The sequence below is a fragment of the Pseudomonas sp. UFMG81 genome, assembly GCF_015354575.1.
Classification (GTDB): domain Bacteria; phylum Pseudomonadota; class Gammaproteobacteria; order Pseudomonadales; family Pseudomonadaceae; genus Aquipseudomonas.
This window is the reverse complement of the sequence record NZ_JACAFQ010000022.1, coordinates 122,564-134,421: the sequence shown is the minus strand read 5'-3', so window position 1 is coordinate 134,421 and position 11,858 is coordinate 122,564. Positions and strand designations below refer to the sequence as shown.

The following is an 11,858-nucleotide window of genomic DNA, read 5'->3' as shown; positions in this document are numbered from 1 at the left end:
TTTTCTAGCGCCCTCAAGATCGAGCGCCGCCCGCGCGGCGCATCGCTGGCAAGCCAGCTCCCACATCTGTTTCGGGCCAGTTACTCCTGGTCCTTCTCCACTGTACGCCTTGTTTGTACGACGCGGTTTCAGCGTTGGCGCTGATGCCGCACCACCAGACTTGAGGCATGCACCAAGGCGTACAGTGGAGACCTCACAGACATAACTGGCCCGAAACAAACTGTGGGAGCCGGCTTGCCGGCGATGCGCCGCGCGGGCGGCGCTCGATCTCAAGAACGCTGCAAGAACACCGGCTAGCACCTGGTGGCCCTCACCCGATACCCAGGCATGCACCCGCAGGCCCGCACGCAATTCTGCTTATCCAAGTCCAGCGGTGTGACGCCCAGGTGCATGCCGACAGGTTTGCAGCGCTCATGAGATCGAGCGCCGCCCGCGCGGCGCATCGCCGGCAAGCCGGCTCCCACAGTTTGTTTCGGGACAGTTATGTCTGTGCCGGTACCGCTGTCCGCCTTGTTGGCATGACGCGAGCTTTCGATGGGCACTACCCACGCAGGTGAACCAACAGGCCATTGAGTTGTACAAACAAATAGATTTGTACAAAAATCCTTGACCCAGCGAGGCCCTGTTCATGGCCGTGTCAGGCAGCAAACGGCGTTGCGCGCTGTATTCCCTTTGCCTGTGGCTCTCCCTGACCCATGCCTGGGCGGACTGGCGCACCGAGCAGCCCAACGCCCGCCTGGTCGGCAGCGGTGATTTCACCTGGTTCGGCCTGCGCCTCTACACCGCTCGGTTATGGAGCCCGGCCACCGCACCCGACTGGCAACAACCCTTCGCCCTGGAACTCACCTACCATCGCGACCTGTCGCGGGACCGCCTGGTCGACGCCAGCCTGGACGAGATGCGCCGCCTGGGCGGCCCGGCCCTCGAAGCAGCCACGCTGGAGCGTTGGGCCGAGCTGATGCGCGGCGCCTTCGTCGATGTGCGCCCGGGCACGCGTATCACCGGGTTGTACCTGCCAGGGCACGGCTGCCGCTTCTACATCGATGGGCAACTGCGGCGTGACATAGCCGACCCCGTGTTCGCCCGCGCCTTCTTCGCCATCTGGCTCGACCCACGCACCCGCGACCCGCAACTGCGCCAGCGCCTGCTGGGGCAAGCCGGGGCCAACCGAGGAGACTGACCATGCGCGCAACCCTGGTCTTGCTTGCCTGCCTGCTGCTGGGCAGCTGCGGCAATGTTGGTGTCGAACACTACGCCCGCGAGCAGCCGGGGCTGGACCTGGCGGCGTTCTTCTCGGGCCCGGTGCAGGCCTGGGGGATGTTCCAGAAGCGCTCGGGTGAGGTGGTCAAGCGTTTCCATGTGCGCATCGACAGCCGCCGGGAGGGCCAACAGCTGATCCTCGACGAGCACTTCGTCTACAGCGACGGGACTCGTCAGCAGCGCACCTGGACCCTCACCCCGGACGGCGCAGGCCGTTGGCGCGGGCGGGCGGGGGATGTGATTGGCGAGGCCGCGGGCGAGGTGGCGGGCAATGCCCTGCGCTGGCGCTATCAGCTGGACCTGCCGGTGGACGGGCGGCACTGGACGGTGGACATGGATGACTGGATGTACCTGATGGACCAGGACACCCTGATCAATCGGACCCGCATGAGCAAGCTAGGGGTCGAGGTGGGGCAGGTGACGTTGTTCTTCCGGCGTATGCCCTCGAGCGCCCAGTGAGGGTGGGGCTGCTTTGCAGCCCATCGCCGGCAAGCTAGCACCCACCCTGTAGGAGCGGCCTTGTGTCGCGAAAGGGCCGCAAAGCGGCCCCGACGATCTTGAGGTGTAATCGAGATCCTGGGGGCGCTGCGCACCCCTTTCGCGACACAAGGCCGCTCCTACAGAGGTGTCTTGCTTTGGATCTTCCGGCAACGGACCCTACCGGCGTGCGGCCAGGTGCAGGCACAGCGGCAGCCAGAGCGCCCAGATCGGCGCCAGTATCAATGCCGTCGCCGTCGGCCCCAAGGGCAGCTCGACCCCGGCCAGGGGGGCGCCCGCCAGGTACGCCAATGGCCCGCCGAGCGCGCCCGCCAGCACGCCGCGCCACAACGGCCGGTGCGCCCATGCCAGGCTATGGCGCAACCCGCTGGCGAGCACCAGCCACAACAGCGCGAGCCAGGCAGGCAACGGCGATTGCGTGAAGGCGAACACGCCCAACGCACCGAGCAGGCTATCGAGCAGGCAACCCAAGATGCCGATCCGCAGCACTGTCCGCACCTCTTCACTGAGGTGACGACACAAGCCCAGGTGAACCGCCAGCCCGGCCACCACCACGCCCAACAGCCACGGCTGGCGGGCACCCAGCACGCAGCCCCACCAACCGGCCTGCAGCCACAGCGCGTTGGCCACCAGCCCGTAACGCGACACCTTCAATCGCCCACAGGCGCCCGGCGTGCCCGCGGCCCGGCCCACAGCAGTTGCGCCACGCCAATGGCGCGCTCCTCGAAACCACCCTGGCAGTAGCACAAATAGAACTCCCACAAGCGCTGGAAGGTCTCGTCATACCCCAACCCCAGCAAGGTCGCGCGCGCCTGGCGCAGGTTGTCGCGCCAATGCCGCAGGGTGCGGGCGTAATCCAGGCCGAAGTCCTCCATGTGCACCAGGTTCAGCGCGGTCTGGCGGCTGGCGGTGTCGAGCAGCACGCCCAGCGACGGCAGGGCGCCGCCGGGGAAGATGTAGCGCTGGATGAAATCCACGGTGCGGCGGGCCTGGGCGTAGCGCTGGTCGCGGATGGTGATGGTCTGCAGCAGCATCAGGCCATCGTCCTTGAGCAGCGCGGCGCATTGGCGAAAGTACCTGGGCAGGTACTGATGGCCGACGGCTTCGATCATCTCGATGGACACCAGCTTGTCGAACTGCCCGCGCAGGTCGCGGTAGTCCTCGCGCAGCACCGTGATGCGCTGCTCCAGGCCCAGTGCGCGCACGCGTTGCAGGGTGTGGGCGTACTGGGCGTCGGAGACGGTGGTGGTGGTGACTCGGCAGCCATGCTGGCTGGCGGCGTGGATGGCCAGGCTGCCCCAGCCACTGCCGATCTCCAGCAGGTGCTCGTGGGGCTGCAATTCGAGCTTCTGGCAGATGCGCTCGAGCTTGTGGCGTTGGGCGTGCTCCAGGCTTTGTGTCGGGCTTTCGAACTGGGCGGCGGAGTACATCATGGTGGGGTCGAGCAACTGCTCGAACAGGGTGTTGCCCAGGTCGTAGTGGGCGAGGATATTGCGCCGGGCGCCGCGCCGGCTGTTGCGGTTGAGCCCGTGCAGCAGGCGCAGCGCCGGCCGGCCGAGACGGGCCAGGCCGCTTTCCATGGCGTCGAGCACCGTCAGGTTGGCGACGAACAGGCGGGTTACCGCCGCCAGGTCGGCGCTGCGCCAGTAACCATGGATATAGGCTTCGCCCGCACCGATCGAGCCATTGCTGGCCACCAGGCCCCAGGCCGCGTCGTCGAGCACCTCGATTTCCGCACCGAGCAGGCTGCCGGCGTCACCGAAGGTCCATTGCAGGTCGCGGCAGATGACCCGCAGGTGGCCGTGGCGCAGCTTGCGTAGCTGGGCGATGACCGCACGGCGGGCCAGGTTGCCCAGCACCGGGGCCAGGCCTGCCGATTTGCTAACGCTCAGGGTGGGTTCGGGCATGCTCGGGCTCCTCGTGGATGGGCTGGCCAACGCTCAGCTGGCTCTGGCTGGTGGGGTGGTCATGCACGGGCGTGCGCTTGAACAGCAGGCGCAGCGCCTGCCAGTAGATCGCCGTGAGCGTGCGCAGGCTCATCCACGGGAACGCCAGGATGTGCCTGCGCAAGGCAGGGCCATCGAGCGGTTGGCGCACCAGGGTGAGGTCGGCCTCGAAGACCTTCTGCTCGGCCTGCCAGCTTTGCAGGTGGATGCGGATGTGCGGGCCCTCGAGCAAGAAGCGCAGGCGGTACTCCATCGCCATCGGCAGGAAGGGTGAGACATGGAAGGCCTTGGTCATGACGAACCGACGCGGCTGCCCGGCCGGCACCGGCAGCACATAGTGGAAACGTTCGCGCCACGGCGTGTTGCGCACTTCCAGCAGGATCGCCGCCAACTGCCCGTGCAGGTCGTGGCAGAAGTAGATACTCACCGGGTTGAACGACAGCCCCCAGCAGCGCGGCTGGGTCAGCAGGTGCACGGCGCCTTCTGGCATGTGGCCGGTGGCCTGGCCGACCAGTTCGCGCGCAGCCTGGGCCAGCGCGGTGCCCCGGCGGGTCAGGGCCGGCAGGTAGTCGGTTTCGCGCCAGCCCATGGGGGCCAACAGCGAGTGTGCGAACAGGCGTGACAGGCCCAACAGACGGGGCAACTCGTCGAGGGCGAGGTAGAGCATGCCGATGCGGTAGCGAAACGCGTGGGGGCGGGGCGTCAGGCGCCGGTGGCTGACCCAGCCCTGGCAACGGCTGCTGTTCACAGGCGCTCTCCAAAATGTTCGGCCACGGCCAAGGCACTGGCTACGCCGTCTTCATGGAAGCCATTGGCCCAGTAGGCGCCGCAGTAGAAGCTGTGCTGTCGGCCCTGTAGCTCACCGATCCGCGCTTGGGCCAGCAGCGCCGCCTGGCTGTATTGCGGGTGGGCGTAGTCGAAGCGGGCGAGCACTTGCGCCGGGTCGATCAGCGCGGTCTGGTTGAGGCTCACGCAGAACGTCACGGGGGCCTCGATGCCCTGCAGGATGTTCATGTCGTAGGTCACGGCGGCAGATGCCTGCGCATCGCCACCGAGGCGATAGTTCCAGGCTGCCCAGGCCTTGCGCCGCCGGGGCAGCAGGCGTGTGTCGGTGTGCAGCACCACATCGTTGCTGGCATAGCGGATGGCGCCGAGTACTTCGCGTTCATGAAGGCTCGGGGCTTCCAGTAGCGCCAGGGCCTGGTCGCTGTGGCAGGCGAACACCACGGTGTCATAGCGTTCGCGCCCGGCCGGGCTGGCCAGGGTGACGCCGCCCGCGTCGCGGTACACCTGATGCACCGGGCAAGCGAGGCGCAGGCGTTCGGCAAAAGGTTGGCACAGGGGCGCGAGGTAGCTGCGCGAGCCACCTTCGATCACCCGCCATTGCGGGCGGTGGGTGACCGACAGCAAGCCATGGTTGCGGCAGAAACGAACGAAGAACGCCAAGGGAAAACCGAGCATGTCGGCCTGGGACATCGACCAGATCGCCGAGCCCATGGGCACGAGGTAGTGGTCGATGAAGCGCCGGCCATAACGCCGCGTTTGCAGATAGTCGCCCAGGGTGGTGGTCACGTCGATGCGCTGGCCGTCAAGGTCGGCCAGGGCCTGGCGATTGAAGCGCAGGATGTCCCGCAGCATGCCCCAGAACCCAGGCGACAGCAGGTTGCGGCGCTGGGCGAACAGGCTGTCGAGGTCGTGACCGTTGTATTCGAGCCCGCTCAGCGGGTCGTGCACCGAAAAGCTCATCTGCGTTGGCCGGGAGGCCACGCCCAGGTGGTCGAGCAGTTGGATGAAGCGCGGGTAGGTCCAGTCGTTGAAGACGATGAAACCCGTGTCCACGGCGTAGGCCTGGCCCTGCCAGCGCACGTCGACAGTATGGGTATGCCCGCCCACCCAGTCAGCGGCCTCGTACACCGTGACCTCATGGCGGCGCGAGAGCAGGTGGGCGCAGGTCAGGCCGGCGATGCCGCTGCCGATGATGGCGATACGCATGGCGGCTAGTCCTGCGGGGCGCGGGCGAGGCGTCGGCCGAGTGCCAGGCGCAGGGGGGGCGGCAGGGCGCCGAGCAGGCGCAGCACGGTGGTGAACAGGGTCGGGAAATTGATCTCCAGAGGGCGTCGTGGCAGGCGCGCGGCGATGCACTGGGCGGCGCGCTCGGCGCTCCAGCGCTGGGGCATGGGGAAATCGTTGCGCCGGGTCAGCGGGGTGTCGACGAAGCCCGGGCTGACCAGCGTGACATCGATACCCTCGGCGACCAGGTCGATGCGCAACGATTCCACCAGGTAGCGCACCGCGGCCTTCGAAGCACCATAGGCCGCCGCCCGGGGCAGGGCCAGCCAGCTTACCGAGCTGCCTACCACCACCAGGTGCGGGCGCTGGCCCCGGCGCAGCAAGGGCAGGGCGGCCTGCAGGCAGTGGCTGACACCCAGCACATTGGTGCGCAGCACCCGCTCGACCAGCGCCGGGTCGAAGTGCCCGGGCTCCAGGTATTCGCAGGTGCCGGCGTTGAGGATCGCCAGGTCCAGTGCGCCCCAGCCCTGCTCGATGCACGCGGCCATTGCCGTCACCTGCGCGGCCTCGCCGACATCGCCGACCGTCAACAACACTTGCCCGGGGTAGCGCTCGGCCAAGGCTTGCAGGCGCTGCGCCTGGCGTGCGCCGAGCGCAACCTGATGGCCCTGTTCCAGCAGCTGTTGCGCCAGCGCCGCGCCGATGCCGCTGCTGGCACCGGTCAACCAGCAGCGGCTCATGCCAGCCGCCCCTTGAGCCAGCCGATCACCCCGCCCAGCACGGGCAGCTGTTCGTAGAGCAGGGCGCCGGCGTCGAAATAGTCCTGGTGAAAGTACACGCGCTCGTCCCAACACAGGTGGCTGCAACCCTCGACGCTGACCGAACGCCCGCCGGCCAGGCGCGGGTGGCGAAAATGCAGGGTCCAGCGCAGGTAGCCCTGGCCCGGGCGTACTTCGTCGGTGGCATGGATGTCGTAGCGGATATCCGTGGCGTTGGCGTAGAGCCGGGCGAAGTAGGCGCGCAGGGCTGTCAGGCCGTGGATGCGGTGCAAAGGGTCCTGGAAGATCACGGCTTCGCTGTACAAGGCGTCTAGCCGTTGCAAGCTTGCGGCGTCCAGGCTGGCGAAGCGTGCTGCGAATGACTGCAGATAGGTGGACATGCTCGGCCCCTGGCAATCTTGTACAAACGCGAAATCGTGTACAGGTATTTTTGAGCGTAGGAGTAAAGCTGTACAAGTCAACTTCTTTGTACAGCTTTGCTCGGGATCAACAGCCACAAGGCATGAGCTGACGGTGCGCAGGAGCCCTTTCTTCTAATTGCGCGCGAACGGTCACCTATGCTGTATCGGCAGGCCGCATCCCCGCGCCGATTCCCCAATGCCTTTCGAAGAGGAACGCTCATGAGCACCAAGCCCACTGTTGTTCTCGTGCATGGCTTTTGGGGCGGCGCCGCCCATTGGTCCAAGGTGATCCTCGAACTGACCCGCAGGGGGCATAGTGGTTTGCGCGCCGTGGAGTTGCCCCTCACTGCGCTGGCCGAAGATGTCGAACGCACGCGCAAGATGGTGCAGCAGGTCGGCGGGCCGGTGGTGTTGGTGGGGCATTCCTATGGCGGCGCAGTGATCACCGAGGCGGGTAATGCGGACAATGTGGTTGGCCTTGTGTATATCGCCGCGTTCGCCCCGGACGCGGGTGAGAGCCCAGGCGCCCTGACCCAGCAGCACCTGCCGGCCGCCGCGCCCAACCTGGCGCCGGACAGCGACGGTTACCTGTGGCTCAAGCCCGACAAGTTCCATGAGAGCTTCTGCCAGGACCTCTCGGCGGACGAGGGGCTGGTCATGGCCGTGACCCAGAAGGCGCCGCTGGCGAGCACCTTTGGTGATGAGATCGAGCGCCCGGCATGGAAGCACAAACCCTCTTGGTACCAGGTGTCCAGTGCAGACCACATGATCGCCCCGGACAACCAACGGATGATGTCGGCGCGGTTGAATGCCAGGAAGGTGGTCACCCTGGACGCCAGCCATGCCTCGCTTGCCTCGCGGGCAGCGGAGGTGGCGCAGTTGATCGACGAGGCGGTTGCAGCACTGCAATAGCGAGTCATCGCAGTATCGGGCCCGCCTCTGCACACAGGACGTGGCGACTGGCCATTTCTCGTGCACACTGTGCCAGGCCATGTTGACCGTGGGGTTATCGAAGGGTGCGAGGGACGCAATGAGTCGACGTTGTCTGGGCCTGTCGCTGCTGATGCCGCTCGCCCTGGCCTGGCTGCCCGGGTGGGCCTGGGCCGATGAGCCGTGCCGGCATCTCACCGCTACCGGCAACCCGGAATACCCGCCCTATCTCTGGCGCGACCCGCAGAACCCGCGGCAATTGATCGGCGCCAACGCTGACTTGCTCAAGCAGGTGGCCAACGAGCTCGGGCTGGTGCTGGAGGTGGTGTACGTTGGGCCGTGGTCGCGGGCCCAGGAAGAGGTCAGCAGCGGACGTATCGACATGCTCGCCGGCTACTTTCACACCCAGGCCCGGACGCTGGTGACCGACTTCGTCAGCCCGCCATTCCTGTTCAATTCCAGCGTGGTCTGGGTGCGCAAAGGCGAGGGTTTTGCCTACAGCGACTGGTCCGACCTGAAAGGTCGGCGTGGCGGCACGCTGGTCAACAACAGCCATGGCCAGGCGTTCGATGACTATGCCCGGGCGCAGCTGAACCTGGAGGCTGTGCCCAGCGCGACCCAGGCATTCCAGAAACTGCTGCTCAAGCGCAGCGACTACGTGATCTTCGAGCGCTACCCCGGGCTGGCCCTGGCGCGCACGCTGGGCAAGGAGGGCGAACTGGAGGTGCTGGAGCCGCCGGTGTCCAGCGAAGGGCTGTACCTGGCGCTGTCGCGCAAGTCGGCCTGCAACCAGCCGGCGCTGCGCGAGCAACTGGCGCGCAAGATGAAGGAACTGGTGGCGGGGCCGCTGCCCGAACAACTGCTGGCACGCAACCTGGAACGCTGGCAGCGTCAGCAGGCTGCGCCGGCACCCTGAGGGCCCGTCAGCTCTTGCACTTGGCCAGCACCACCTGGCAGGTCTTTGGCGTGCCGCCCGAGCGGCTGGCATAGCGCATGCAGCTGTCCAGTGACTTGCGGCTGGCCGCGGCCAGTGTAGGGCCGAAGGCCAGGCCGCCTTCGCCGCTGCTGGGCAGGGCCTTGGCGTAGCAGCTGGAACCTTGGCTTGCGTAGCGGGCCGCGGACGGCTTGCTCGAGCAGCCGCTGATAACAAGGGTAAGGGCGAGCAGGGGCAGGGCGAATACATGCGCATGCCCAAGTCTGATAGCCATCGTGCGCTCCTGAAGCAGGTACGGTTAAGTCGGCCTGTAAAGTCTAGCCGCAGCCGCTTCGCTTGGCTCGCTTTTGCCGGGCCCCGGCAGACGACCAGTGGCAATCTGCCCTCAAACAGCCGTTTGATCGCTCTGGCCCGCGTGCTACAGCGGCTAAAGCCTTTGATTGGATCCATTGCTGGCGGCGAAAACCCCGTGCGTTTCGCCAAAGCTTGAGTACAATCATCGGCTTTTTCCGGGCCTGCCCGTGGTCTGTTTCTGGACGTGCACATGCTGATCGGTAGCTACTCCTCCTCGCTGGTGTTGATCTCGCTGTGCGTGGCCATTCTTGCCTCCTACACAGCCCTTGACCTGACCGGGCGCATCGCCACGGCCCAGGGCCGCGCGGTGTACCTGTGGATGGGCGGTGGCGCGCTGGCCATGGGCATCGGCATCTGGTCGATGCACTTCATCGGCATGCTTGCCTTCAGCCTGCCGATCAGCCTGGGCTACGACACCACGCTGACCGCGCTGTCGCTGCTGATCGCGGTGGCTTCGTCGGGGTTCGCCCTGTGGCTGGTGAGCCAGCCGCAACTGCCGTGGCTGCAGTTGGGCTTCGGTGCGCTGATCATGGGCACCGGCATCGCCTGCATGCACTACATGGGCATGGCGGCGCTACGCATGCAGCCGGGCATCGACTACGACCCGACGCTGTTCGGGGCTTCGCTGGCCATCGCGGTGGGGGCCTCGGCGGCGGCGCTGTGGATCGCCTTCCGCCTGCGCCAGCACACCCCTTACGTGCGGCAGATCCGTGGCCTGGCGGCCGTGGTGATGGGCTTTGCCATCGTCGGCATGCACTACACCGGCATGGCCGCGGCCAACTTCCCCGAAGGCAGCTTCTGCGGTGCGCTGGCCGATGGCCTGGCCGGCGATGGCCTGGACTACCTGGTGCTGATCACCACCCTGGCGGTACTGGCGGTGGCGCTGCTGACCTCGGTACTGGACGCTCGCCTTGAAGCGCGCACGGCGGAGCTGGCCCGCTCGCTGACCCTGGCCAACCAGGAACTGACCCAGTTGGCCCTGCACGACACCCTGACCGGGCTGCCCAACCGCACGTTGCTGGCCGACCGCATCGACCAGGCCATGGGCCGGGTGGCAGAGCAGGGCGGTTGTTTCGCACTGATGTTCATCGACCTCGATGGTTTCAAGCCGGTCAACGACGCGTTTGGCCACCATGTCGGCGACCTGCTGCTCAAGGCCGTGGCGGCGCGCTTGCGTGGCCACCTGCACAGCCAGGACACCCTGGCGCGCATCGGCGGCGACGAGTTCGTGCTGCTGGTGGAACTGGGCGAACCGGACGATGCCATGAACGTCGCGGTCAAGCAGGTCAACCTGATGGCCAAGCCATTCCGCGTGGCCGAGCACGACCTGCAGCTGTCGGCGAGCCTGGGCATCGTCATGTACCCAGGCAATGGCCTGGACCAGCACGAGCTGTTGCGCAACGCCGACGCCGCCATGTACCACGCCAAGAGTGCCGGCAAGAACGGCTACAGCTTCTTCGACGCCTCGATGAACAGCAATGCTCGCCAGCAGTTGCAGTTGCTGCAGGACCTGCGCACGGCGCTGGAGCATGAGCAGTTCCGCCTGCACTACCAGCCCAAGTTCGATGCCGTGGGGCGTCAACCCATCGGCGCCGAAGCCTTGCTGCGCTGGGAGCACCCGCTGCATGGCCTGATGCTGCCGGACCGTTTCATCGGCCTTGCGGAAAAGACCGGGCTGATCATCCCCATCGGCGAATGGGTGCTGGGCGAGGCCTGCCGGCAGATGCGCCAGTGGATGGACCAGGGCCACGACGACTGGCGCATCGCGGTCAACCTGTCGGCCATCCAGTTTTGCCATGCCGGGCTGGTCGATAGCGTCGCCCAGGCCCTGGCCGACAACCGCCTGCCCGCCAACCGGCTGACCCTGGAGATCACCGAGACCACCGCCATGCGCGATGCCGACGCCAGCCTGATGGTGCTGCAGCGCCTGTCGGACATGGGCGTGGACCTGTCCATCGATGACTTCGGGACGGGCTACTCCAGCCTGATGTACCTCAAGCGCCTGCCGGCCAACGAGCTGAAGATCGACCGCGGTTTCGTCCGCGACCTGGAGCAGGACAGCGATGACGCGGCCATCGTCTCGGCGATTGTCGCCCTGGGTCAGGCGCTGGGGCTGCGGATCGTCGCCGAAGGCGTGGAAACCGACCGCCAGCAGGACTTTCTGACCCGGCTGGGCTGCGATTCGCTGCAAGGCTACCTGCTCGGCCAGCCGGTGCCGCCCGAGCAATTCTTGAAGGGTTTGGCGGCGCTGCGGGCGCGCCAGGAGGCCGCGGGCTAAACCGCGTCGCGCAACGGGCTGGCCATCAGGTCGAAGGTTTCCATTTCGGCCTCGACGGCCTCGATGATTCGCTCGACGTCGGTCGCGGCCATGATCGCCGCGCAGGGGATGCCGGCGATGGCCAGCAGGGTTTCACCGCTGGCCCGGTCGAACAGCCGGGCTACCATGCTGCGCGGCGCATCCATGCTGGCCTCGAAACCCAGCGGGTGGAAGTGCCAGCGCATCACCTGGCAGGCGTTGGGGAACGTCATCTTGTTCATGCCAGCCTCCTTGTTCGTCATGTGAACGTGGTGATTTCGACGTTGTGGGTGTGAACGGTCGTACCTGACCGTAGGACCCTAACCATAGCACCGGCTCCGGCAACCTTCCCCGGAAAATATGACAAATATGCCAATGCATGACGGCGTTCACAGTGACACCTGGGCGACCGGCTGGCGGCCAGTGGCCATGGCAAACGTTTTCCCCTTG

13 protein-coding genes are annotated in these 11,858 nt (G+C 66.5%); 5 read left to right on the top strand and 8 right to left on the bottom strand.

Annotation, left to right across the window (positions count from 1 at the left end; translation table 11 throughout):
- Positions 1-628: 628 nt before the first annotated feature.
- Together IX761_RS17540 and IX761_RS17535 are read left to right on the top strand one after the other, a co-directional pair.
- Complete coding sequence (locus tag IX761_RS17540; protein ID WP_194790834.1) at positions 629-1,180, top strand: chalcone isomerase family protein; 552 nt, start codon at positions 629-631, stop codon at positions 1,178-1,180.
- A gap of 2 nt (positions 1,181-1,182) precedes the next feature.
- On the top strand, positions 1,183-1,719 hold the full coding sequence (locus tag IX761_RS17535) for a DUF3833 domain-containing protein (protein ID WP_194790833.1): 537 nt from the start codon (positions 1,183-1,185) through the stop codon (positions 1,717-1,719).
- A gap of 198 nt (positions 1,720-1,917) precedes the next feature.
- On the opposite strand, the gene IX761_RS17530 is transcribed toward IX761_RS17535, so the two are convergent.
- The 6 genes from IX761_RS17530 to IX761_RS17505 are packed head-to-tail and all read right to left on the bottom strand — an operon-like array spanning position 1,918 to position 6,873.
- Positions 1,918-2,406, bottom strand: coding sequence for a DUF2878 domain-containing protein (locus IX761_RS17530; RefSeq protein WP_194790832.1), 489 nt, complete (start codon positions 2,404-2,406; stop codon positions 1,918-1,920).
- Positions 2,407-2,408: 2 nt separating this feature from the next.
- The gene (locus tag IX761_RS17525) at positions 2,409-3,665 is read right to left on the bottom strand and encodes an SAM-dependent methyltransferase (protein ID WP_194790831.1); all 1,257 of its coding nucleotides are present in this window, start codon (positions 3,663-3,665) and stop codon (positions 2,409-2,411) included.
- Positions 3,640-4,452, bottom strand: coding sequence for a DUF1365 domain-containing protein (locus tag IX761_RS17520; RefSeq protein WP_194790830.1), 813 nt, complete (start codon positions 4,450-4,452; stop codon positions 3,640-3,642). Before IX761_RS17520 ends, IX761_RS17525 begins: the two co-directional genes overlap by 26 nt.
- Positions 4,449-5,696, bottom strand: a complete 1,248-nt coding sequence (locus tag IX761_RS17515) for an NAD(P)/FAD-dependent oxidoreductase (protein WP_194790829.1) — start codon at positions 5,694-5,696, stop codon at positions 4,449-4,451. Before IX761_RS17515 ends, IX761_RS17520 begins: the two co-directional genes overlap by 4 nt.
- Before the next feature lie 5 nt (positions 5,697-5,701).
- On the bottom strand, positions 5,702-6,454 hold the full coding sequence (locus IX761_RS17510) for an SDR family NAD(P)-dependent oxidoreductase (RefSeq protein ID WP_194790828.1): 753 nt from the start codon (positions 6,452-6,454) through the stop codon (positions 5,702-5,704).
- A complete protein-coding gene (locus IX761_RS17505; RefSeq protein ID WP_194790827.1) occupies positions 6,451-6,873 on the bottom strand; it encodes a nuclear transport factor 2 family protein in 423 nt (140 codons plus the stop codon). The genes IX761_RS17510 and IX761_RS17505 overlap by 4 nt, the downstream gene beginning before the upstream one ends.
- A gap of 240 nt (positions 6,874-7,113) precedes the next feature.
- Here IX761_RS17505 and IX761_RS17500 point away from each other — a divergent pair, with 240 nt between their 5' ends.
- Together IX761_RS17500 and IX761_RS17495 are read left to right on the top strand one after the other, a co-directional pair.
- Positions 7,114-7,806 (top strand): alpha/beta hydrolase, encoded by a 693-nt coding sequence (locus IX761_RS17500; RefSeq protein WP_194790826.1) that lies wholly within the window; start codon positions 7,114-7,116, stop codon positions 7,804-7,806.
- A 118-nt stretch (positions 7,807-7,924) separates the two neighbouring features.
- A complete protein-coding gene (locus tag IX761_RS17495) occupies positions 7,925-8,740 on the top strand; it encodes a substrate-binding periplasmic protein (RefSeq protein ID WP_194790825.1) in 816 nt (271 codons plus the stop codon).
- 7 nt (positions 8,741-8,747) lie between these two features.
- On the opposite strand, the gene IX761_RS17490 is transcribed toward IX761_RS17495, so the two are convergent.
- Positions 8,748-9,032 carry a hypothetical protein gene (locus IX761_RS17490; protein WP_194790824.1) on the bottom strand — a complete coding sequence of 95 codons (285 nt, stop codon included), beginning with the start codon at positions 9,030-9,032 and terminating at the stop codon, positions 8,748-8,750.
- Positions 9,033-9,302: 270 nt separating this feature from the next.
- Between IX761_RS17490 and IX761_RS17485 the strand changes: the two genes are divergently transcribed.
- Positions 9,303-11,390 carry a putative bifunctional diguanylate cyclase/phosphodiesterase gene (locus IX761_RS17485; protein WP_194790823.1) on the top strand — a complete coding sequence of 696 codons (2,088 nt, stop codon included), beginning with the start codon at positions 9,303-9,305 and terminating at the stop codon, positions 11,388-11,390.
- On the opposite strand, the gene IX761_RS17480 is transcribed toward IX761_RS17485, so the two are convergent.
- A complete protein-coding gene (locus IX761_RS17480) occupies positions 11,387-11,650 on the bottom strand; it encodes a DUF1652 domain-containing protein (RefSeq protein WP_194790822.1) in 264 nt (87 codons plus the stop codon). The two genes, IX761_RS17485 and IX761_RS17480, sit on opposite strands and share 4 nt — an antisense overlap.
- Between the last annotated feature and the right edge of the window lie 208 nt (positions 11,651-11,858).

Coding starts and splice junctions, on each gene's coding strand:
- IX761_RS17515 (WP_194790829.1), bottom strand. CDS start 5,696: ATGCGTATCGCCATCATCGGCAGCGGCATCGCCGGCCTGACCTGCGCC.
- IX761_RS17485 (WP_194790823.1), top strand. CDS start 9,303: ATGCTGATCGGTAGCTACTCCTCCTCGCTGGTGTTGATCTCGCTGTGC.
- IX761_RS17510 (WP_194790828.1), bottom strand. CDS start 6,454: ATGAGCCGCTGCTGGTTGACCGGTGCCAGCAGCGGCATCGGCGCGGCG.
- IX761_RS17505 (WP_194790827.1), bottom strand. CDS start 6,873: ATGTCCACCTATCTGCAGTCATTCGCAGCACGCTTCGCCAGCCTGGAC.
- IX761_RS17540 (WP_194790834.1), top strand. CDS start 629: ATGGCCGTGTCAGGCAGCAAACGGCGTTGCGCGCTGTATTCCCTTTGC.
- IX761_RS17525 (WP_194790831.1), bottom strand. CDS start 3,665: ATGCCCGAACCCACCCTGAGCGTTAGCAAATCGGCAGGCCTGGCCCCG.
- IX761_RS17480 (WP_194790822.1), bottom strand. CDS start 11,650: ATGAACAAGATGACGTTCCCCAACGCCTGCCAGGTGATGCGCTGGCAC.
- IX761_RS17495 (WP_194790825.1), top strand. CDS start 7,925: ATGAGTCGACGTTGTCTGGGCCTGTCGCTGCTGATGCCGCTCGCCCTG.
- IX761_RS17500 (WP_194790826.1), top strand. CDS start 7,114: ATGAGCACCAAGCCCACTGTTGTTCTCGTGCATGGCTTTTGGGGCGGC.
- IX761_RS17535 (WP_194790833.1), top strand. CDS start 1,183: ATGCGCGCAACCCTGGTCTTGCTTGCCTGCCTGCTGCTGGGCAGCTGC.
- IX761_RS17490 (WP_194790824.1), bottom strand. CDS start 9,032: ATGGCTATCAGACTTGGGCATGCGCATGTATTCGCCCTGCCCCTGCTC.